Here is a 22,114-nt window from a genome sequence, read left to right on the forward strand (position 1 = left end):
GTGTAAGAGGTGACTCATTTTTAAATTCTCTTAAGTAAAGTCTGAGATTAAAACTCTATTTATTATTCAAAAAAACTTAGTTTTGTTAGCTAAATTCAGAAATGTGAACATTCAATTCTACGAAGATAAAATCTCTAAAACGAATCTGAAACTTAATAAAGTTAAGTCCAAATTGTTGTTATCAAGCCTTTTCAGGCTTTTTGTGTTTATGGCAACGCTATTTTCTGTTTATTGGTTTTGGGGCTCAGCAAGATTTGTCATCGGAACAATAATTGTTTTCATCATTCTCTTTTTGGTACTCGTTACGAGACATCAGAAAATTGTAGATCAAAAAACAATTTTATTGAATATAATTACGATTAATCAAAACGAGATTCAAGCGCTTAACGGTGATTATTCAGCTTTTGCAGATGGTGAAAATTATACGGATCCAACACATGAGTTTAGCCATGATATTGATTTGTTTGGCTTGCGTTCATTTTTTCAATTTTTAAATAGAACAGCTTTAAAAGAAGGAGAGCAGAAGTTAGCAAATTTATTGACCTCAAATGATCACGATCATATTCATCAAAAGCAAAAAGCCATACAAGAGCTTGCTAGAAAGGTTGATTATCGTCAATCATTTTCAGCTGAAGCCATGCGGGTTGAAACGCAAACAAGTACTAAAGAAATTCATGATTGGGTGTCGAGTTACAAAACTTTTGTACCTAAAATAATGCGCTGGCTGCCAACTGTTTTTTCAGTTTTATCGCTTGTTGTTATCGGCTTATACTTCTTCGATGTAATCAAGGTGATGCAGCTTTTACTATGGATGTTTATCGGTTTAATTATCGTTGGAGTTTACGTTAAAAAAACAACGAAATTATATCAAGATATCAGTCGGATGCAAAGCTTTTTTCAGAGTTATCAAAAGTTGATTTCCGATATAGAAAATGAAAATTTTGAAAGTGAACTTTTAAAAGAATTACAATCTAAAATAAAAAGTACGCCAAAAGCTTCAGAAAGACTGAGAAAGATCAATCGTGCGATTGATGGATTTGAACAACGTAATAATCTTCTTTTAGGTTTGTTTTTAAATGCATTTTTGTTGTGGGATGCAAAATACACTTACATTATTGAGCAATGGATCATCAATAATAAAACTGATGTTTCTAATTGGTTTTATTGCATAGCTGAGTTTGATGCTTATCACAGTTTAGCCAACTTGGCGTATAATAAAACGACTTATAATTATCCTGAAATTTTAGATGATAAGAGTGAATTTGTTATCAAATCTGAGAAAGCTGTTCATCCGTTACTAGATGAAGGTGTTGCTGTTAAAAATGATTTCAAGATCTCTTCTCAAGAATTTCTGATTGTGACAGGAGCAAATATGGCTGGGAAAAGTACTTTTTTGAGAACCTTATCTTTACAGATTTTAATGTCTAATTTGGGTTTGCCAGTTCGTGCAGAATCTTCAGAATACAGACCGATTAAATTGATTACAAGTATGCGAACTTCAGATTCATTGATGGATGAATCCTCTTATTTTTATGCTGAATTGAGTCGATTAAAGTACATAATCGATCACAGTGAAAAGGATGATTATTTTATCATTTTAGATGAAATCTTAAAAGGAACAAACTCAAAAGACAAAGCTGAAGGTTCTAAAAAATATGTGGAGAGATTATTAAAAACATCGAGTCAGGGTGTGATCGCAACGCATGATTTAAGCCTTTGTACATTAGAAAATGAACATCAAGAAATTAGTAATTATCATTTTGATGCAGATATTACAAATGATAACTTAACTTTTGACTATAAATTGAAATCAGGTATTTGTGAGAATATGAATGCTTCTTTCTTGATGAAGAAAATGAATATTGTTTAATCTTTTAAAACTAAATTAATCACATCAATTTTTTGTTCACCAATGATTTTTCTTTCAATAAAATAATGATCAAAATCTGTGGGCTTATAACTGCTAAGTGAAGTCTTTTCAATCTTTTCACCATCTATCTTGACTAGATAAGCATCGTCAAAAAACCATTTCTCAAAAAGAAATTGTTCAATTTTGTTTTGCTCGGGTTCTTTGTTAAATATTGGTAGGAAGCTAGGAAGCTTTTCATTATTGACTTGCTGTTCAAAGCTCATTTTCTTATAAATATCTTTGATAAAGTTTAACTCTATTTCTCTGTAATAGCGCTCATCTTCTTCAAGCGATTTCCAATACCTAATCAACGTATTATATTGAGAAATTATGCTTTTTGTAACGACACTACTATTCGAAAAATTTTGAATAGAGGATCTTTGAATGTTTAAAACATTATAATCTGTTTTCCGGATTTTTTCTTTAATTTCATCAATAAAAAGATCGCTTGTTGTATGGTCAACGATGAGAGTTAAACTAGTGAGATGCTCAGAATCATGAATTTTCGGGGTATATTCTTCAGTCAAAACTTGATGAAGCTCGTTGAGATTAACTGCTTTATTGTTAATGAAAATAATAGAATCATTTTCTACTCTCAGTTCATAAAACCTGTTTTGAGACATCAGAACTGAAAAACTCATGAGTAAAAAAGCACATGTTATGTATTTCAACATTTTTTGATGTAAAATTAAACAATATTTAATGATTGAATTTTAATTTTCAAGATGTTTAATCTTTTTTTGAAATAAATAATGATACCTTTTAGATAATATGATAACTAAAAAAATAAAAGCATATTCAATCATAACTATCCATAGATTCTCACTGAAATAATTTTGATGATAAGCGTGGTAGCTCAAAATGATGCTCAAGCTCCATACCCAAAACAATTTTTGTTTCGTTAACATGCTAACACCAAAAGGCAGAATTAAATACCAAGGGTGTATCGTTGTTGAGAGCAGCAAATAAATTGTAAATATATAAACAATACGTTTTAAAAAATCGACTTCTCTGTTGTTTTTATATTGATAAAAACTCGTGAATATCACCAAGCTAAAGATGCTAATAGCAAGGAGTTTCCCGATTAAACTTATCGCATTATAATCTACCCATTGATATCCGATTTCTCTAAAAATATAATACAAACTCGCGTTAAATTCAAATTTTTGAAACCACAAACTTAAACTACTTTGATAAGATGAAATCAAATTTTCATCAATGAAATTGACGTAGGCTAAACCAATTATTAAACTTGATAGAAGAAGAATTTGAGTTGATTTTATAAAATTCTTTTTATTGTTTCCTCTGTAAAATTGATAGCTAAGAATTAATGGAAAAATAATTAACGGAAGTAATTTTGACAAAATGGATAATGACAAGAAAATTGAGATTAATCTCACAGATGAATTCTTTAACATGTGATAGATGAATCCTAAAAAGAAAAATAGCATTACAACTTCAAAGTGCAGATTCCCCGTGATTTCTAGTATTATTAACGGGTTAAGAATAAAGTAAAAAACATAGTGTTTTTTTATTTTGAGAAATTTTAAAATTTTTATCAAAAAAAAGATGATTCCTATTTCAGCTAACCAGTTGATTGCTCTCAAAAAAATTATGTTGTTGATTAGTGAATCTTTGGAAACTCCGTAGCTTAAAGTATAGATCCATTGCGCTATTGGTGGATAATTTGTATGATTCCCAGCGCTTAAATCACCCATTTTCTGTACAAGGAATTTTGCGAAACCGAGATTCTCTAGATGATGTTTTTCTAAAAATGTTTGAGGTAAAGCGACATAAGCATTATAGCCTTCCCAGTTGAGCATTCCATCCCAAATAAATCTATAAAAATCTTGTGATAAAGCAGGAATGTGATTAATGAAAAAAAGCCGAATGATGATTGCTAAACCAAAAAGTAGCCAAACTTTTTTTTTGAAAAGTTCCGTTAGAATTATACTGAATCCGAAAGCAAGTCCATAATAACTAAAAAGCTTCAGGTGTTCGTAACGCTCTGTATTAAAGCTTAGTTCAGCATAAACAAGTAGCATCAAAGCAATCGATAGAAAACCTGCTAACTTTTTGTTTTGATGTATAAAATTTAATGCTTTCAATTAATCTATTTTGAAAAAATACTCTTGTAAGAAACAAAACTAAAACCTAAAAACAACATCACATGAAAGAATAATAAACCGTATTCATTTAATCGAAAAGCTGAATAAATCCCGAATGCGAAATAGATTGCCAAGCAAACTTCAAGAATATTGACGACTGATATTTGTTTCTTAATATAAGTGTTGTTTTCTAATACATTATTAAGTTTAGGCGTTCTGATAAAAGCAGATTTCTTTCCAAAGTGTCCTTCCAAAACAGCAATTGAATTATGTAATGATAAACCCATTGCAGCAGAGAAAAAAGAGACAAATAAAAAGATGAATTCAAAGAAATTAACTTTTGATTGTTCATTTATCGATTTAAAGCTTTTCCAGTAAACAATTAAAAATAAAATAGTGCTTATGCCCAAAATACTCATCGCATAAAAAAACCATTTTAATTCGGGATGAGTTGCTTTGATAAATAATAAAGGAACGCTGATTATGGCGAGCAATAGGACAACAAGAAACATACTACTATTAAGCAGATGAAAAAAGCTATGAATTTTTGTTCTTAAACTCATCTCTGAACTTTGAAAAACTTTTTTGAAATTCTTTCTAAAATTTTCTGCTGCGCCTTTATTCCATCTAAATTGTTGCGATCGTGTTGCACTCATAACAGCTGGAAGTTCAGCTTCAGCAACAACACCTTCAAGATATACGAATTCCCAATTTTTGAGCTGAGCTCTATAGCTTAAATCTAAATCTTCCGTCAGAGTATCACCTTGCCAATTGCCAGCATCAATGATGCAGGTTTTACGCCAAACACCTGCGGTTCCATTAAAATTGATAAAATGTTTTGAAAGATTTCTGCCAACTTGCTCAAGTGTAAAATGAAAATCTAGTGCAAAAGCTTGAATTTTGGTCAACAAACTATCTTCTCTGTTGATGTGTCCCCAACGCGTTTGAACCACACCAATTTTATCATCGCTAAAATGCGGAATTGTCTTTTTAAGCCAATCTGATGAAGGCATAAAGTCGGCATCAAAAACAGCAATAAACTCACCTTCAGCATTTTTCAAACCTTCTTTTAAGGCGCCTGCCTTGAAGCCAACGCGGTTCTTTCGCCAGATGTGTTTGATGTTGACACCTTGATGTTGATAGTTTTCAACAATTTTTTTTGTTTTGATGATTGATTCGTCTGTAGAATCATCGAGAATCTGGATCTCTATTTTATCTTGAGGATAATCTATTTTGACAATATTATGTATCAAGCGTTCAACAACGTAACTTTCATTAAAAATAGGAAGTTGAATTGTGACTTTAGGCCAAGATTTAAGCTGTTTGATTTTATGCTTTTGAGGTTGATTCCTGTATTTAAGATAAAGATCAAATTGCACTAAACTGTAAAGAAAAACTAAGAGCAAAAGTAGCGCATAGATGATAAGGATGAGATATGTCAAAATCACTTTGCAGGATATTTAATAATCCAACCAATTATTTTTATACCAGCAAAAACAGCACCTTTCACAGTTCCTGAGACTTTAGAAGTTCCGATTCTGTTTCTGTAATTTACCTTAACTTCCTTATACTTCAAATTATATTTTAGTGCTTTCAATTGCATTTCAATTGTCCAGCCATAAGTCTTGTCTTGCATATCAAGCATCAACAGCTTATCGTATTTGATAGCTCTAAAAGGACCAAGGTCAGTAAATTTTGCATTGTATAAAATCTTCATGAGAGTTGTAGAAAGCCAGTTTCCAAAAACCTGAGGGAAAGTCATCGCACCTTTTTCTCTTCCTTTTTTGTGGCGAGCTCCCAAAACAAAATCATAATGATCATTAATAATTGGGGAAACAATTTGCGTTAAATCTTCAGGATAATCACTGAAGTCTCCATCTAAAAAAACAATTATGTCAGTTTCAGGTGCATTATTTTTGATGTAATCCATACCTTTTAAGCAGGCATAGCCATAACCTTTTTGCTTTTCTTTTAAAACTGTCGCACCAGCATTTTTAGCGTTTTCTTCAGTTTGATCAGTTGAGTTATTACTGATAACAATCACTTCATCGACAATTTTAGGAATGTGACTAACAACTTTTCCGATGGAATCTGCTTCATTGAAAGCAGGAATAATAACCCGAATACTCTTTTTCATTATTTTGTTTTCTCATTGAAAAATTCCATCAAATCAATGTCGTTACCCGTTGTGATTTCTTTTTGATTAATGCGGTTATCAAGTGAATCGTTTTCTAGTTTTAATACACCACGAGGGCAAACTGAAGCACAGATACCGCAACCAACGCAAGATGAACGCACAATGTTTTCTCCCTTTTGAGCATAAGCTCTAACATCGATTCCCATTTCGCAATAGGTAGAACAGTTTCCGCAAGAAATGCACTGTCCGCCATTTGTTGTGATTCTGAATTTAGAAAATAAGCGTTGTTGCATACCTAAAACTGCGGCCATCGGGCAGCCAAAACGACACCAAACACGATTTCCAAAAATGGGGTAGAAACCAACGCCAATTACACCAGAAAAAGCTGCACCAATTAGAAAACCATAAGTTTCGCGAAGCTTGTGTGCTGGGAAAAGAAAAATATCTTGATTATAATTGAAGTAATTGATACATATCATTGAGAGGATCACAATGAGGTAACCAGCTCCAGCATATTTTGCGTCTTTGGCAAGTTCTTCTTTTTTGAAATACATGAGCAAACCAAAAACAAGGCTAAGAAAGCCAGCTGAACTCCATAGAAAAACATCTTTTGTAAACCAAAATTCGTCTGGGTTTTGACCTAAATATGAATATATAACAGCGATTGTCATGACTGTTACAAAAACTAAAACACTGTGAATCACCCAACGCTCAACTTTCCATGCAAAAACTGATTTATCAGAAAGATGTCTGTAAGGGTCGCCAGCAGTTTCTGCTAATCCACCACAACCGCATACCCAGCTGCAATACCAGCGTTTACCATATTTGTAGGTGAGAATAGGAGAGATCACAAAAATTGATAGAATGCCAAAAGTGAACATGATCAAGCCAATCGAACCAGCGCTAAAAAATGAATCGAGTTTATAGCCAGCAAAAAGATCATAATTTAAAGGCCAAATATTGGCTGGATTAAAGTAAGGCTGATTCAATCGCATGAGAATTTCAGGAATCAAAAAGGCAAAGCCTAACTGAAAAAACATCACCGAGAATGTTCTCAAAACTTCATATCTGTTATGTCTGTATTTTTTAATGAATTTATATCCGAAAATGAAAATTGCCAAAGTATATAAAGTTCCGTATACAAACCATTGACTAGCTGGACCGCCATTAATGAGGCGACTCAATGGATCAAAAAGAGAGATGATACCTGTGTTTGCGCCTTCGCTATTTAATCCTAAATATTCAGGATACCAATATAAAGCAACGTAAAACATCGTTAACGCTAAGGCTGTTATCCATGCATAAAGCCCACGACTTGTCATTGATTTAAACCAAACCCCATCATTTTTAATTCCAGGTTGTTTGCTTTTGTACAAGTCATAAGAAAAACCGACTGTTCCTAAAGTCATGAGCCCGAGACTTAGACTTAAAAAAAGTGTTTTATTGGGAAAATTGACATTTGCAATGGCTAAAATAAGTATGAAAAGTCCTGTTATTCCAATAGCACTAAATATCTTCTGTGCTTTTGATAATGCGGCTGGCTTTTCACCAGTCATTGCCATGTTTCTTTCAAACTTGCTCATCTATTTAATATTAAAGATGTTTTTGGTAACTTTTAAAAATATCTTTTTCATGTGACTGATAAAACTCTGGATCAAAATTGGCTTGTTTTAAATTTTTCATCACTTCCAGAATTGTTTTGTTTTGCTCAAGCCATCCATTCACAACCTCATGTCTCAATCTAATTCCGAATGTATTGATACCTACAAATTTATCGTTTTCTTTATTGAAGTTCACCGTCATTGCTTTCGTTCCATCTGAGTGAGACCAATGCAATTGTTTGTGATTTTCAATTTCGGTAGGATAAACCCAGCCATAAGTTTGATATTCAATATCGAAAAATTTAGCCGAGTTAAACCAATGTCCAGGATTGTAGGTCATCGGTTTGCCACAAATCGTTTGTGCGACTGTTTCGCCCATCATTTTTCCTGTGTACCAAACAGCTTCAATTGAAGGCCTGTTCTGGATAGCTTCACGATGTTCAGCACAATCTCCAATTGCATAAATATTGTCATAATTTGTTTTTAAATAAGGATTGACAAGAACACCCCTATTTGTTTCAATCGAAGTTTGGCTTAGCATTTCTAATCTGGGTTTAACGCCTGTTGTTAAGCCAACGAGATCACATTGAATGGTTTCGCCTGTTTCCTTTATTTTGACAGCCCTAACTTTTCCGTTTTCATCGGTTAGAATTTCATCAAGATTTATTTTCAACCTTAAATCGATTTGGTGTTTTTTGATGTGTTCATCAATAAGCTGTGCGTCGTGTTTGGGTAAAACGTTGTTCCAAAAATGTTTTTCTCTAACCAAAAATGTAACAGGAATGTCACGTGTTGACAACATTTCAGCAAGTTCAATTCCTATTAATCCTCCACCGACGATGATAGCTCTTTTACAAGCACGATTGTGAGGTGCATTTTTTTCTAAAAGTTCTAAATCTTGCTTGCTGTAGAGTCCTTGAACGCCATGAGCCTCTTGTCCTTTCCAGCCAAACTTTTGAGGTTCAGAGCCTGTTGCTATGATTAAATCTGTGTATTGTAAATGGCGTCCATCCTCTAGTTTGATACTTTTATCTTCCGGACTAATTTCGGTTACATAAGCTTTTAAGAGATTTATTCTATTTTTCTTCCAAAATTGATCTTCATAAGGTTTGAGATGGTTCCACTTCATGTGTCCCATATAAACGTACATCAAGGCAGTTCTTGAAAAAAAATATTCTGATTCAGAAGAAATGATCGTGATTCTTTTATCAGATAGTTTTCTGATATGCCTCGCAGCAGTCACTCCTGCAATTCCGTTACCGATAATAATGACGTGCTCTTGTACCAATTTTTGTTAAAGTTTATTGAATCTTAAAAGTGGATAAAACTAAGAAATTGAATGTACTCATTTTCTAAACAAACTCCCAAAAAATAAAAAAGAGGTTTGACAAATCAAACCTCTTTCTCATATTTTCAAAGAAGATATAAATTATAGCTCAAGTGCTTTTTTGATATCTCCATCCATCAATAATTTTTCAGGATCTTCAAGTGCTTCTTTAATAGCAACTAAGAATCCGACAGACTCACGGCCATCAATAATTCTGTGGTCGTAAGATAATGCTAAATACATCATCGGTCTGATCTCAACTTTACCATCAATGGCAACTGGTCTTTCAATAATGTTGTGCATTCCTAAAATACCGCTTTGCGGAGGATTGATAATTGGCGTTGATAACATAGAACCGAAAACGCCGCCGTTTGAAATCGTGAAAGTACCACCTGTCATTTCATCAACGGTAATTTTTCCATCTCTTGCTCGTGTTGCTAAGCGTTTTACTTCTTGCTCAACACCTCTGAAACTTAAGTTTTCTGCATTTCTCATGACAGGAACCATTAATCCTTTAGGACCTGATACAGCAATACTGATATCTTTATAATCATAAGTGATCATTTCTCGACCTTCAATCATACTATTAACAGCAGGATATTCATCAAGTGCACGAACAACTGCAAGCGTAAAGAAAGACATAAAACCAAGGCTCACACCGTGTTTTTCTTTAAACTTCTCTTTGTATTTAGAGCGGATATCAAAAATAGGCTTCATGTCAGCTTCGTTGAATGTTGTCAACATCGCTGTTTCATTTTTAGCTGTCACTAATCTTTCTGCGACTTTACGACGAAGCATAGACATTCTTGATCTTTTTTCACCTCTTTTGCCAGGGCCAGGAGTTCCCATAGAAGGTTTGCCTTCAGCTTTGACAGCATCGTCTTTTGTGATTCTACCATCGCGACCACTTCCCTTAACGTCTTTGGCGTCGATGCCTTTTTCGTCAAGTGTTTTCTTGGCGGCAGGAGATGGTGAACCAGAAGCGTAAGTTTCTTTTTCTTTAGAATCAGATTCTTTCTCTTCTTTTGTTGGTTGCTTTTCTTCTTTCTTTTCGTCAGATTTTTTCTCTTCCTTTTTTTCCTCCTTGTCGCTATCGCTACCTGAAGGCTTCTCTGCATCTGTGTCAATTAAGCAAACAACGCCACCAACATCAACAACATCACCTTCTTCAGCTTTAAGCGTAATAATTCCGCTTGCTTCTGCAGGTAATTCTAATGTTGCTTTGTCAGAATCAACTTCTGCGATTGTTTGATCTTTCTCAACGTAGTCGCCATCTTGGACTAACCATTCCGCGATTTCAACTTCGCTTATAGACTCGCCCGGTGAAGGGACTTTCATTTCTAAAGCCATAATATTTATTGTTTCGTCGTCTTAATTTATTTTTTATAATCTAATATACAATTGTCTTTTGAAGAATCAAAAACGTAATCAATTACTTCTTCGTGACGTCTTTTAAATCTTGCAGGACTTCCAGCTGCTGGTGAACCGTAGAATCTTCTACTTGCAACTCTAAAGTCTTTTGCTTTTGTGTAATGCAGCAACAAGTGAGAATATGTTCCCATATTTCTTGGTTCTTCTTGCGCCCACACAATTTCTTCGGCTTTGCTGTACTTCTTAATCACTTTATCCATTTCCTTTTCTGGTAATGGGAAAAGTTGTTCTATTCTTACAAGTGCAACATCTTTTCTGCCTTCTTCCTCTCTTCTTTCTAATAAATCATAGTAGAATTTACCAGTACAAAGAACTAAATTTTTAACATCTTTAGCTTTAGGATTGTCTGTATCAATAACTTTTTCAAATTTTCCTTTTGCTAATTCAGCCTTTGTTGACCTTACTTTTGGATGTCTTAATAAGCTTTTTGGAGTGAAAACAATCAATGGCTTTCTAAAGCTCAATTTCATTTGTCTTCTCAATAAATGGAAGTAATTGGCTGGCGTTGTACAATTCGCAATATACATATTGTCTTTTGCACATAATTGTAAATAACGCTCCATGCGTCCAGATGAATGCTCAGACCCTTGACCTTCATATCCATGGGGAAGAAGCATGACAAAACCATTTTGAGATTTCCATTTATCTTCAGCAGAAGAAATGTATTGGTCAATCATGATTTGTGCTCCATTACTGAAATCACCAAATTGCGCTTCCCAGATTGTCAATGTATTTGGGCTTGCCATTGCATAACCATAATCGTGACCAACAACTGCGTATTCTGATAATAATGAGTTGTAAATGTAGAAGTTTGCATCATCACTAACATGTGCGTGAGGTACATATTCTTCTTCACTTTCCTCAACTTTAATGACTGCATGTCTGTGAGAGAAAGTACCACGCTCAACATCTTGACCTGAGATACGGACGTCATGTCCTTCTTTTAGAAGAGTTGCGTATGCTAAAAGCTCACCCAATGCCCAATCAAGACTATCCTCATCAAACATTTCTTTTCTTGACTTCATCAAGCGTTCTACTTTACGTAAGAACTTTTTACCCTCGGGTAATTTTGTTATTTTTTGAGCTAATTCTCCAAGTTCTTTAATGTCGAATGTTGTGTCAACATCCTTCATCATATCTTTACGCTTACCGTATTCAATACCTTCCCATTCTTCTTGAAGGATTTTGGTAACAACAGCATTGTTTTCTTTTTTAGAGCTTTCAAAATTTTCTTCAAGAGTTTCTTTATACTCTTTTTCAATTTTTTCTAAATAAGACCTATCAATGACACCTTCATTAACTAATTGTTTTGTATAAATCTCACGAGGATCATCGTGATTAGAAATAGCTTTGTAAAGTTTAGGTTGTGTAAAACGTGGTTCATCACCTTCGTTATGTCCATATTTACGGTAACCTAAAAGGTCGATAAATACATCTCTGCCAAACTCCATTCTATAGCCTAATGCGAAATTCATTGCATGGACGACAGCTTCGGCATCATCAGCATTCACGTGTAATACTGGTGACAAAGTTACTTTAGCAATATCTGTACAATAAGTTGATGAGCGTCCATCGGTATAGTTTGTTGTAAACCCTATTTGGTTGTTGACCACAATATGTATTGTTCCGCCAGTTCTGTAGCCATCAAGTTGTGACATTTGTACAACTTCATAAACAACGCCTTGACCAGAAACAGCAGCATCACCATGAACAACAATAGGTAATACTTTTTGTATTTCAGATTTATGGTGATCATCTTGTTTTGCTCTCGCAATACCTTGCACAACAGCACCCACTGTCTCAAGGTGAGAAGGGTTTGGTGCAATGTTGAGGTTGATTTCTTTACCACTATCAGTGTGGCGCTCACATGTCCAACCTAAATGATATTTAACATCTCCATCAAAGCCATCGATATCATAATCTTTACCTTGAAATTCGTTGTAAATATCTTTCGGGCTTTTGCCAAAAATGTTTGTAAGCGTATTTAAGCGGCCACGGTGAGCCATTCCCATCACAAACTCTTTAACACCCATATCTGCTGCACCTTCAATAAGCGCATCAAGTGCAGGAATAAGTGTTTCGTTTCCTTCTAATGAAAAACGTTTTTGACCAACGAAGTTTTTATGAAGAAAAGTTTCAAATAAGTAAGCCTTATTTAACTTTCTTAAAATCTTCTTCTTTTGATCAGTATCGAATTTCGGATGGTTTTTGTTTTCGTAAATTTTGTTTTGAATCCATTCAATCTCTTGTGGCTTTCTAATATAAGCATATTCAACACCTATAGATTCACAAAAAACTTTTTCGAGGAAATCGACGATATCTCGAAGCTTTGCTTTCCCAATTCCGATAATATCTCCAGCTTCAAATTCAGAATCTAAGTCTGATTTTGAAAGGCCAAAAAGCTCTAAAGTAATTTTCGGATGGTAATCACGTCGGTCTCTGACGGGATTTGTGTGTGTGAAAAGATGTCCGCGATGTCTGTAAGCATCGATGAGATTGACAACTTGGAATTCTTTCTGTACGTTTTCAGGTACAGTGATTGTTTCAGTTTCCTTCGTTTCAGCGTCTCTTATAACAACTTCTTCAGCAGAGCCATTTTCGGTCATGCCAAAATCAAATCCTTGAAAAAATGCGCGCCAGCTTGGCTCGATAGCATCAGGATTTTGAAGATAATTGTTGTAAAGTTCAGCTAATTGTTGAGGATGTACTGCGTTTAAAAAAGAAAATTGGTCCATATTTGGATTTGCAATAGTTTTGAATAAACAAAATTACAACTTCTAATCTAATAGCACTCATAATATCATATTTTATGATTTTGTTTTCAATTAACAATATTGAATTTTATATAAAAATATTGAATTATTATTAGTAAATCACATATTTCGATTTAAATAAATTCGTTTTACTTAAGATTTATGCGTTTAAAGTAACTTTTGTTAAGATTTACTTTTTTTATGTTGCTAATAATGTAAAGCTAGCTCAACTTATTTTAATAAGATTTAAAAACAGTTTTTGCTTTACAATTCTTATTAATATCTCAAATCATATAACAAACTCTTTAAAAAGTTTATTTTCGCCCAAAATATTTTTAGAGATGAAAAATATCGACGTTTATAAAGCTAAGTTTCTCGAAAATCTTGAGGGAAGATACACGGATAAAAAACCAGACAATTTGTATCAGCCTATTGAGTATATTTTAAATTTGGGAGGTAAGCGTATTCGCCCTGTTTTGGTTTTGATCAGTGCCGATTTATTTGCTGATAAATCTTCTGAAGCGATAGATGCAGCTTTGGCAATCGAGATATTTCACAATTTCTCACTTGTACATGACGATATTATGGATGCTGCTCCATTGCGTCGTGGAAAAGCAACTGTGCATGAAAAATGGGATATCAACACAGGTATTCTTTCTGGCGATGCGATGTTAATTACTGCTTATCAATTATTTGAAAATTATCCCGTTGAACATTTCAAACCATTGGCGCAATTATTTAGCAAAACAGCGCTTGAGGTTTGCGAGGGTCAGCAGTACGATATTGATTTTGAAACTCAAACTGAGGTTGATATCGATGCATACATTAAAATGATAGAGTATAAAACGGCAGTTCTCGTTGGTGCTGCTTTAAAAATGGGAGCCATTATTGCGGGTGCTAATCAAGAGCAACAAACATACATTTATGAATTCGGTCGTTTATTAGGAATTGCTTTTCAAATCAAAGATGATTATCTAGATGTTTTCGGCGATGAATCTGAATTTGGAAAACAGTTGGGTGGCGATATTATTGAAAATAAAAAGACCTATTTATATTTAAAAGCTTTGGAAGGTAAACAGAAGGAGCAACTTCAACATTTGTTTTCTGTAACACCTTTAGATCCGAGTGCAAAAATCAAAACCGTTAAGCATATTTATGAAGCTTCTGGAGCTGCAGAGGCAACTTTAAAGGAAATTGAAAAATACACATTAATGGCTTTTGAATGTCTGGAAAAAATCGAACTTTCTGATGATAGAAAAGCTTATCTGAAGAATTTTGGTTTGAACTTGATGAATCGAACTTTTTAGAATCTTAGAATTTTCATAAAACTTAAAAAACTTTTATTGTTCTAAAAGTTTTTGGCTTAATTTTGCCCTCTGTCATGAGGAATCAAATTATTCATAAAGCAACTGAGATGTTTTTAGAACTGGGTTTTAAAAGTGTCACCATGGACGATTTAGCCCATGAATTATCTGTTTCTAAAAAAACAATTTACGATTTAGTTGGAAAGAAATCTACATTAGTTGAGCTTGTTGTGCAAAGCGTTATTGCTGAAATTGATGCTGAAATGAGCGATGTGTCTAATCAAAAGCTTGATGCAATTACTGAAATGTTTGCTTTCCGAGATATTGTTGTTAAACGCTTAAGAAATCAAAAAGCATCACCTCAATTTCAGCTCAAGAAATACTATCAAAAAACATACGATAAATACAGAGAGAAACAGATTGATATTATGAGCCAGAATATTAAGAAGAACATTCTTAAGGGTATTCAAGAAGCTTATTATCATGATGATTTATCAATTAATTTTGTTGTGAATTTATATATTGTTGGTCTTCTTGATATTAAAAATGAAGAGTTACTCAATGTAGAACAATTTACGCCAAAACAGTTGTATCACGAGTTTGTGTTGTACCACTTAAGAAGTATGACAACACAAAAGGGACAAAAGAAAATGAATGAAATTTTAAAGGCATAAGAAATGAATTTAAAAAAACACTTTTTACTAATTTTTATATTTCTGACAACGCTGACTTTCGGTCAAGAAACTCAAGAAAAATCAGAAGTTTATAAAATGACATTACAAGATGCTATTGATTTTGCGATGGATAGCGCCTACGCAAACATCAATGCTCAGCAAGATGTTGCAATTGCGATCAAGAAAAAATGGGAGACAACTGCAGACGGTTTGCCACAAATTAACGGTCAGGTGAATTATGAAAATAATCCCAAATTGACAGTGACACCATTACCTGGCGAATTGATCGGTGAGCCAGGAACAACCGTGCCTGTTAGTTTCGGTAACAAGCACAACATGAATGCATCAGCGCGTTTAGATCAATTGATTTTTGACGGTTCATATATCGTCGCGCTTCAAGCTGCAAAAACTTTCTTGGAATATTCTGCTAATAATAAACTGAAAACAGAATACGAAGTCAGGACCAACGTCATTACGGCTTACGGAAACGTTTTGCTCTCGAAAAACTCAATTGATATCACTGAAAATAACCTTGACAATGCTGAAAATAATCTCGACGAAACTCAGAAGATTTTTGACAATGGTTTAGCAGAAGAGGAGGAAGTTGAACAGCTCAAGATAACAACTCAGCAACTCAAATCTCAACTGAACAATGCTAAACGTATGCACGAAATTGCAAAGGAAAGCCTGAATATGGTTTTGGGCTTGCCAGTTGAAGCGGAGGTTATTTTGTTAGACGAATTAGAAATTTTAGCAACTCAAAATATTTTAGAAACTGATGCTTCTGAAGATTTTAAGTTGGAAGAAACTGTTGATTTTAAAATTGCTAAAAACTTAGTTGAGCAAAGAGATTTAGAGTTTAAACTCGAGAAAAGTAAAGCCTTGCCAACTTTGTCAGCATTTGTCAATTATGGGGCGACAAGCTTCGGTGATGAGTTCAACTTTTTTGAAAGTGGGAAAGATTGGTATGAGTTCTCAACAATTGGCGTGAGTTTAAGCGTTCCGATTTTCAGTTCATTCCAGCGTCACTCAAGAACTCAGCAAGCAAAAATGGAGCTCGAGAAAGCTGAGGTGCAAAAGGAGCAAGCCATTAATGAAATTAAGAGAACTTACAATGCAGCTAAAAGTGAAATGACTTATGCTACTGAAAATTTCGAAATTTCTAAAGATAATTTAAACCTTGCAGAGAGAATCTCACATAAAAATGAAATCAAATTTAAAGAAGGTTTAGCCAGCAGTTTCGAACTTCGACAAGCACAAGTGCAGCTGTATCAAGCTCAAAACGAATATTTACAAAGTATGCTAAATGTAATTAATGCTAAAGCAGAACTTGAAAAAATTAAAAATAAGCCACTCCAAAACTAAAAGATCAATGAAAAATTCAATTCTTTTTATCGCAATCTTAAGTCTGTTGATGACGACATCATGTCAAAATAAGGAACAAACGGTTGATGAAGTTATAGATTCTGGAAAAGTTGACTTGATGAAAGAAAGACGTCAAGAACTCAACAAAGAGCAAAGATTGCTCAATACAAAAATCTCAAAATTAAGTAAGGAAATCGAAGCGCGTGAAGATGCTAACTCCTTCTCACTTGTGAGTGTCAAAAAAATAGAAACAGAGAAATTTGTTCATTATATTGAAGTCCAGGGAGATGTTGAAACTGATCAAAATATTTTGATTTATCCTGAATTTAGCGGCGTCTTAGATAAAATTTATGTCAAGGAAGGTGATCGCGTTAAAAAAGGTCAACTCTTAGCTAGAATTGATGATGGCGGTTTGTCTGAGGAAATGGCAGAGCTCGAAACACAGCTTCAACTTGCTGAAACACGTTTTAAAAGACAAAAGCGTTTATGGGATCAAAACATAGGTTCTGAGATTCAGTTTTTAGAATCTGAAACTTCTTATAAATCTTTAAAAAGCAATAAAAATAGATTGCAAAAGCAAATCGACAAAACACAGATTAGAGCTTCTTTCTCAGGAGTGATAGATAGTAAGCTTGCAGATCAAGGTCAAGTCGTTAGCCCAGGTCAGACACCGATTTTCAGATTGATCAATTTATCTGAAACATATATTTATGCTGAGGTTCCAGAGCAATTTTTGAATGCTATTAAAGTTGGAACATCTGTTAATGTTTCTATTTCTTCAATGGGATTAAATTTTGATACTGAAATTATTCAAGTCGCTAATTTTATAGATCCAAATAACAGAAAGTTTATGGTAAAAGTCGGTATCCCTAAAGATATCAGAAACTTGAAACCAAATCTAGTCGCTTTGATTAAAATTAACGATTACACTTCAGATGACACAGTTGTTATCAGTCAGAATGTTTTGCAAGAAACATCAAGCGGTGAACAGATCGCTTATATTTTTGAACCAAAAGATGATAAAGTTGGAACAGCAAAGCAAGTTAAAATCAAAACAGGTAAAAGCCTAAAAGGAGATATTGAGGTTTTAGAAGGTTTAGAAGAAGGGCAATACATTATCACAGATGGTGCGAGAAGTGTAAGAGATGGTGAGAAGTTAAGAGTTTCAGAAGCGATAAAGTAGAGAGGGATGGCAAATAAAAACACATATAAAGAGTTTAGTATTTCATCCTGGGCGATTGATAATAAAATGACTGTTTTTGTCATTATTGCAATTAGTCTTTTAGGCGGATTGTTGTCATATTACAGTATGCCTCGCGAATCTTTCCCAGAGATTGTACAAACCAAAATTTACGTGAGTTCAGTAAACCCTGGAAACTCAGTTGAAGATGTCGAGAAGTTTATCACCGAACCTTTAGAGGAAGAATTTAAGAATGTTAAAGGTGCGAGAGAAATCAACTCCACGACAATGCAAGATTACTCGATGATTATCATTGAGTTCGAAGAAGATATAGAGGTTAGTACTGCAAAACAGTTGATCAAAGACAAAGTTGATCAGGTTAAATCGGAAACAACATGGCCAACATTAGATAATGGTGCCAAGGTAGAACCTAATGTATTTGATTTGAACATTTCTGAGGAAATGCCAATTTTGAATATCAATTTTGTCGGAGATTATCCAACGCAAAAGCTAAAAGATTTTGCAGAACATATGCAAGATGAAGTTGAACTTCTTCCGCAAATTAAAGAAGCGAGTGTAAGAGGTGTTGATGAAAAAGAAGTTGAGGTTGCCATTGATGTTTATAAAATGGTGTCTTCAAAGGTTTCATTTGATAATGTAATCAATGCAATTAGGGCAGAAAATAAAACTATTTCTGGAGGAAATATTATCAGTAAAGGTCTAGAAAAAAACATTCGTGTTATTGGAGAGATTGACAAACCTTCAGATCTTGAAAAAATTGTTGTAAAATCTGATGATGGATCTGTCTTTTTAGAAGACATCGCACAAGTTAGATTTAATGAAAAAGATGCAACAACATTTGCGAGAAATAAGGGGAAGCCTGTTGTGATGCTCGATGTGAAAAAGCGAGCTGGCAAAAACATGATTGAAGCCGTTGAGCAAATAAAAGAAATAGTCGAAAAAGAAAAGTCAGATTACTATCCGGAAAATTTAGAAATCAGCATTACAAATGACCAATCTGTGCAAACAGAAAATCAAGTAAATGACTTAGTCAATAATATCGTTTTTGGAGTCATTTTAGTTGTTGGTGTTTTGATGTTCTTTTTAGGTTTTAGAAACGCTTTGTTTGTTGGAGTTGCTATTCCATTGTCAATGTTTATCGCACTGACTATTCTTTCTTCATTAGGCTTTACTTTAAATACAATGGTTTTATTTGGTCTTGTTATGGGATTAGGTATGCTGGTGGATAATGGTATTGTTGTTGTCGAAAATGTTTATAGTTTGATGGATGAAGGCATGCCTCGAATCAAAGCTGCAAAACAGGGGGTTGGAGAAATCGCATGGCCAATTATAGCTTCAACAGCAACAACTTTGGCGGCTTTCTTTCCATTAGGACTATGGCCAGGAATGATTGGTAAATTCATGGTTTATTTCCCGATTACACTTTCAGTTGTCTTAACATCTTCATTATTTGTTGCATTAATCATCAACGCTATGTTGACATCACAGTTTATGAAAACTGAAGAAGGTGAATTAAGAAAAAATTTATTGATTAAATGGAGCTTGATTCTGTTTTTAGTCGGTGCATTGGTTTTAGTGACTGGGTTTATTGCTGATTCAGGAGGGTTGAGAGCTATTGGTAACTTGAGTATTTTGGTTGCCATCATGATGTGGGTTTACAAATATTTCCTAGAAGGCGCTATTCGTTATTTTCAGTTTAATCTGCTCAAACGTATGGAGCGTTTTTATGAATCAAGCTTGGTTTTTGCTTTATATAAAAAAAGAGCCTATTTCTTTTTTTTCGGAACAATAGGAATGTTATTGCTAGCTTTCGTTTTGGTTAGTGTGGCAGAACCGAAAACTCTATTTTTTCCAGAAAATGAACCAAATCAAATTATCACTTACATTGAATATCCTGAAGGGACAGCCATAAATAAAACGAATGCTTTGACAAAACAAGTTGAAGAAAAAATATATGATGCTGTCAAGAAATATGAAGATGACGACGGCTATAATTTTATGATTGAGTCAGCTATATCTCAAGTCGGAAAAGGTTCAGGAAACCCAATGACGAATAGTGGAATGGCTAATGAAATGCCGCATCGCGCTAAAATTACTTTAACTTTAAGAGAGTTTAAATTTAGAAGAGGAATTTCAAGTTTGAAAACTTTAGAAGAAGTGAGGCAGTCTGTGCAAGGTTTTCCAGGTGCTTCAATTATTGTTGAAAAAGACAATATTGGTCCGCCAACTGGTTATCCTGTCAATTTAGAAATAAGAGGGGATGACTATGAAGATATGCTTGCAGAAGCAGAAAATTTACGTCAATTTATCAATCAATTAAATATTGATGGAATTGAAGAGCTGAAAATTGATGTCAATAAATCTAAACCTGAAATTGATATCAGAATTGACAGACAGAAGGCTGGTGAACTTGGTATTTCAGCTTCTATGATTGGACAAACGATTAGGCGTTCTGTTTTTGGACAAGAAGCTTCAACCTTTAAAGATGGGGAAGATGATTATGAAATCAATGTGCGTTTAAATGAGAATCAACGTTATGATGAAAATGCAATATTGAATCAGCCAGTTACTTTTAGAGATACAAAAGGGCAAATCAATCAGATCCCTATTTCTTCTTTAATTACAACTGAACCAGCCGCAACATTTAATTCTATTAAAAGAAAGGATTTAAAAAGAGTGATTACACTTTATTCTAATGTTTTAACAGGAAGTAATCCAACTGAAATCGTCAATACCTTAAAACAAGAATTAGAATATTACAACCAGAAACCAGAAATGAAGTACGTTTTCACTGGAGAACAAGAAGAACAAGCTGATAATATGGATTTCTTATTGAAAGCACTTCTTATTGCTATGGGTGGAATTCTCTTGATTTTGGTAGGTCAATTTAACTCAATCAGCAAGCCTGTCATTATTTTATCGGCTGTAATTTTGAGTTTAGCAGGTGTACTTTTTGGTTTGATTATTTTCCAGATGGATTTCATTGTTATTATGACGATGATGGGAGTGATTTCATTAGCAGGTATTGTTGTGAATAATGCGATTGTTCTTGTAGATTATACACAAATATTAATTGACAGGAAAAAGCAAGATAAAGGAATAGATAGTGATCAAATGCTTTCAAAAGCTGAATATTTTGATGTTTTAGTTGCAGGTGGGAAATCACGATTAAGACCTGTTTTATTAACAGCTATCACAACTGTATTGGGACTAATTCCATTAGCAATTGGACTAAACATTGATTTCTTTTCTTTATTTACAGATTATGATCCTAAGATTTATATAGGAGGTGATAATGTTGTTTTCTGGGGACCATTAGCTTGGACAGTTATTTTCGGATTGATTTTCGCAACTTTCTTAACTCTAATTGTGGTTCCGGTCATGTTTTATTTATCAATAAGAGCAAAATTAAGATTTAAGAAAACTAAATAATAGCTTAAGATGATGTGGATCAGTGAGATAAAATACTTGGGTGAATTATAATACAAATAAAGTAAAAAATATCTCTTTTTTGTTTTGGTGAAATGAAAAAGAGATGTATATTTGCACCCGCAATTAGGAAGTTTATGTAGCTTACTAAGGAGAGATGGCAGAGTGGTAATGCAGCAGATTGCTAATCTGTCAACGCGAAAGTGTTGCCAGGGTTCGAGTCCCTGTCTCTCCGCAAAAGTATAACCACATTCGGGGTGTAGCGTAGCCCGGTTATCGCGCCTGCTTTGGGAGCAGGAGGCCGCAGGTTCGAATCCTGCCACCCCGACTTTTAGCCTTGTAAATTCAACCATATTTCTGTAAATAGTTGATTTTCAAGGCTTTTCTATTTCTAGGAAAACCATATCTTACCATATAAAACCACACTTTAGGTGTCCAAATTGGGGACAAGCTTTTTAGCCCTGATATCCGATGGATCATTTCTAAAACTTGTGTTTAGATAAAAATTGTTTATAATCTATAGAGGGTAAATTCTACATTTTTGACTCCTTTAAATTGAGTTTTAAGAGATTCAATTTTGCATTGAAAGATTCAGTTTTAGCATTTCTATTGATAAAGCAACTTAAATAGATCTATAATTCCGATTCAAGTCTCCACCGTAAATTCTAAGTCTTTAATTTTTGTATTTGATACTTTGTAGAAAATGAACGAATTTTATATTATTATTTCAGATGTCTATTAAAACCAAAGTTAAATCCAATTTGATTAAAACTAAAATTTTTAAGTACACGACAAAAATTGAATTAGATTAAGGTCATATTTATTAGTTCCTGATAACAAGCATTTTGAGATATAGTCTAATCCATATCTGAAGA

At 33.8% G+C, this 22,114-nt stretch carries 14 protein-coding genes and 2 tRNA genes; 8 read left to right on the plus strand and 8 right to left on the minus strand.

The genetic code is table 11. The annotated features are described in order from the left end of the window. Positions 1–208: 208 nt before the first annotated feature. Positions 209–1,870, plus strand: coding sequence for a MutS-related protein (locus tag BLV84_RS10805; protein ID WP_093245125.1), 1,662 nt, complete (start codon positions 209–211; stop codon positions 1,868–1,870). On the opposite strand, the gene BLV84_RS10810 is transcribed toward BLV84_RS10805, so the two are convergent. From BLV84_RS10810 to BLV84_RS10845, 8 genes are all read right to left on the minus strand, one after another. Next, positions 1,867–2,583: a hypothetical protein gene (locus BLV84_RS10810; protein ID WP_143521356.1), complete on the minus strand. Its 717-nt coding sequence runs from the start codon at positions 2,581–2,583 to the stop codon at positions 1,867–1,869. The genes BLV84_RS10805 and BLV84_RS10810 overlap by 4 nt on opposite strands. A 39-nt stretch (positions 2,584–2,622) precedes the next feature. Continuing rightward, positions 2,623–4,017: an MptA/MptB family glycosyltransferase gene (locus tag BLV84_RS10815; protein WP_093245141.1), complete on the minus strand. Its 1,395-nt coding sequence runs from the start codon at positions 4,015–4,017 to the stop codon at positions 2,623–2,625. A gap of 5 nt (positions 4,018–4,022) precedes the next feature. Further along, positions 4,023–5,465, minus strand: a complete 1,443-nt coding sequence (locus BLV84_RS10820) for a cellulose synthase family protein (RefSeq protein WP_093245144.1) — start codon at positions 5,463–5,465, stop codon at positions 4,023–4,025. Next, complete coding sequence (locus BLV84_RS10825) at positions 5,462–6,154, minus strand: glycosyltransferase family 2 protein (RefSeq protein ID WP_093245147.1); 693 nt, start codon at positions 6,152–6,154, stop codon at positions 5,462–5,464. The genes BLV84_RS10820 and BLV84_RS10825 overlap by 4 nt, the downstream gene beginning before the upstream one ends. Further along, positions 6,154–7,737, minus strand: coding sequence for a 4Fe-4S binding protein (locus BLV84_RS10830; protein ID WP_093245150.1), 1,584 nt, complete (start codon positions 7,735–7,737; stop codon positions 6,154–6,156). Before BLV84_RS10830 ends, BLV84_RS10825 begins: the two co-directional genes overlap by 1 nt. A 10-nt stretch (positions 7,738–7,747) precedes the next feature. Continuing rightward, positions 7,748–9,043: an NAD(P)/FAD-dependent oxidoreductase gene (locus BLV84_RS10835; RefSeq protein ID WP_093245154.1), complete on the minus strand. Its 1,296-nt coding sequence runs from the start codon at positions 9,041–9,043 to the stop codon at positions 7,748–7,750. Between the two features lie 141 nt (positions 9,044–9,184). Beyond that, positions 9,185–10,432, minus strand: a complete 1,248-nt coding sequence (odhB, locus tag BLV84_RS10840; RefSeq protein ID WP_093245158.1) for a 2-oxoglutarate dehydrogenase complex dihydrolipoyllysine-residue succinyltransferase — start codon at positions 10,430–10,432, stop codon at positions 9,185–9,187. A gap of 26 nt (positions 10,433–10,458) precedes the next feature. Further along, entirely contained in the window at positions 10,459–13,248 is a 2,790-nt protein-coding gene (locus BLV84_RS10845) for a 2-oxoglutarate dehydrogenase E1 component (protein ID WP_093245161.1), read from the minus strand. 359 nt (positions 13,249–13,607) lie between these two features. Between BLV84_RS10845 and BLV84_RS10850 the strand changes: the two genes are divergently transcribed. The 7 genes from BLV84_RS10850 to BLV84_RS10880 all read left to right on the plus strand — a co-directional run bounded on the left by BLV84_RS10850 (position 13,608) and on the right by BLV84_RS10880 (position 21,567). After that, positions 13,608–14,573 carry a polyprenyl synthetase family protein gene (locus BLV84_RS10850; RefSeq protein WP_093245164.1) on the plus strand — a complete coding sequence of 322 codons (966 nt, stop codon included), beginning with the start codon at positions 13,608–13,610 and terminating at the stop codon, positions 14,571–14,573. Positions 14,574–14,647: 74 nt separating this feature from the next. After that, complete coding sequence (locus BLV84_RS10855) at positions 14,648–15,244, plus strand: TetR/AcrR family transcriptional regulator (RefSeq protein WP_093245167.1); 597 nt, start codon at positions 14,648–14,650, stop codon at positions 15,242–15,244. 3 nt (positions 15,245–15,247) lie between these two features. Further along, positions 15,248–16,609, plus strand: a complete 1,362-nt coding sequence (locus tag BLV84_RS10860) for a TolC family protein (RefSeq protein ID WP_093245170.1) — start codon at positions 15,248–15,250, stop codon at positions 16,607–16,609. A 7-nt stretch (positions 16,610–16,616) separates the two neighbouring features. Next, the gene (locus tag BLV84_RS10865) at positions 16,617–17,792 is read left to right on the plus strand and encodes an efflux RND transporter periplasmic adaptor subunit (RefSeq protein WP_159429423.1); all 1,176 of its coding nucleotides are present in this window, start codon (positions 16,617–16,619) and stop codon (positions 17,790–17,792) included. A 6-nt stretch (positions 17,793–17,798) separates the two neighbouring features. Next, positions 17,799–21,242, plus strand: coding sequence for an efflux RND transporter permease subunit (locus BLV84_RS10870; protein ID WP_093245177.1), 3,444 nt, complete (start codon positions 17,799–17,801; stop codon positions 21,240–21,242). A 148-nt stretch (positions 21,243–21,390) separates the two neighbouring features. Next, a tRNA-Ser gene (locus BLV84_RS10875) sits at positions 21,391–21,474 on the plus strand. Between the two features lie 18 nt (positions 21,475–21,492). Further along, positions 21,493–21,567: transfer RNA gene (locus BLV84_RS10880), tRNA-Pro, on the plus strand. Positions 21,568–22,114 lie beyond the last annotated feature (547 nt).

This window comes from Psychroflexus halocasei, from assembly GCF_900107595.1.
Taxonomy (GTDB): Bacteria; Bacteroidota; Bacteroidia; order Flavobacteriales; family Flavobacteriaceae; genus Psychroflexus; species Psychroflexus halocasei.

Excerpts from the sequence above, each read along its gene's own strand:
- BLV84_RS10845 (WP_093245161.1), bottom strand. The coding sequence starts at position 13,248 with ATGGACCAATTTTCTTTTTTAAACGCAGTACATCCTCAACAATTAGCT.
- BLV84_RS10830 (WP_093245150.1), bottom strand. The coding sequence starts at position 7,737 with ATGAGCAAGTTTGAAAGAAACATGGCAATGACTGGTGAAAAGCCAGCC.
- BLV84_RS10870 (WP_093245177.1), top strand. The coding sequence starts at position 17,799 with ATGGCAAATAAAAACACATATAAAGAGTTTAGTATTTCATCCTGGGCG.
- BLV84_RS10855 (WP_093245167.1), top strand. The coding sequence starts at position 14,648 with ATGAGGAATCAAATTATTCATAAAGCAACTGAGATGTTTTTAGAACTG.
- BLV84_RS10850 (WP_093245164.1), top strand. The coding sequence starts at position 13,608 with ATGAAAAATATCGACGTTTATAAAGCTAAGTTTCTCGAAAATCTTGAG.
- BLV84_RS10805 (WP_093245125.1), top strand. The coding sequence starts at position 209 with ATGGCAACGCTATTTTCTGTTTATTGGTTTTGGGGCTCAGCAAGATTT.
- BLV84_RS10865 (WP_159429423.1), top strand. The coding sequence starts at position 16,617 with ATGAAAAATTCAATTCTTTTTATCGCAATCTTAAGTCTGTTGATGACG.
- BLV84_RS10860 (WP_093245170.1), top strand. The coding sequence starts at position 15,248 with ATGAATTTAAAAAAACACTTTTTACTAATTTTTATATTTCTGACAACG.
- BLV84_RS10810 (WP_143521356.1), bottom strand. The coding sequence starts at position 2,583 with ATGTTGAAATACATAACATGTGCTTTTTTACTCATGAGTTTTTCAGTT.
- odhB (WP_093245158.1), bottom strand. The coding sequence starts at position 10,432 with ATGGCTTTAGAAATGAAAGTCCCTTCACCGGGCGAGTCTATAAGCGAA.
- BLV84_RS10825 (WP_093245147.1), bottom strand. The coding sequence starts at position 6,154 with ATGAAAAAGAGTATTCGGGTTATTATTCCTGCTTTCAATGAAGCAGAT.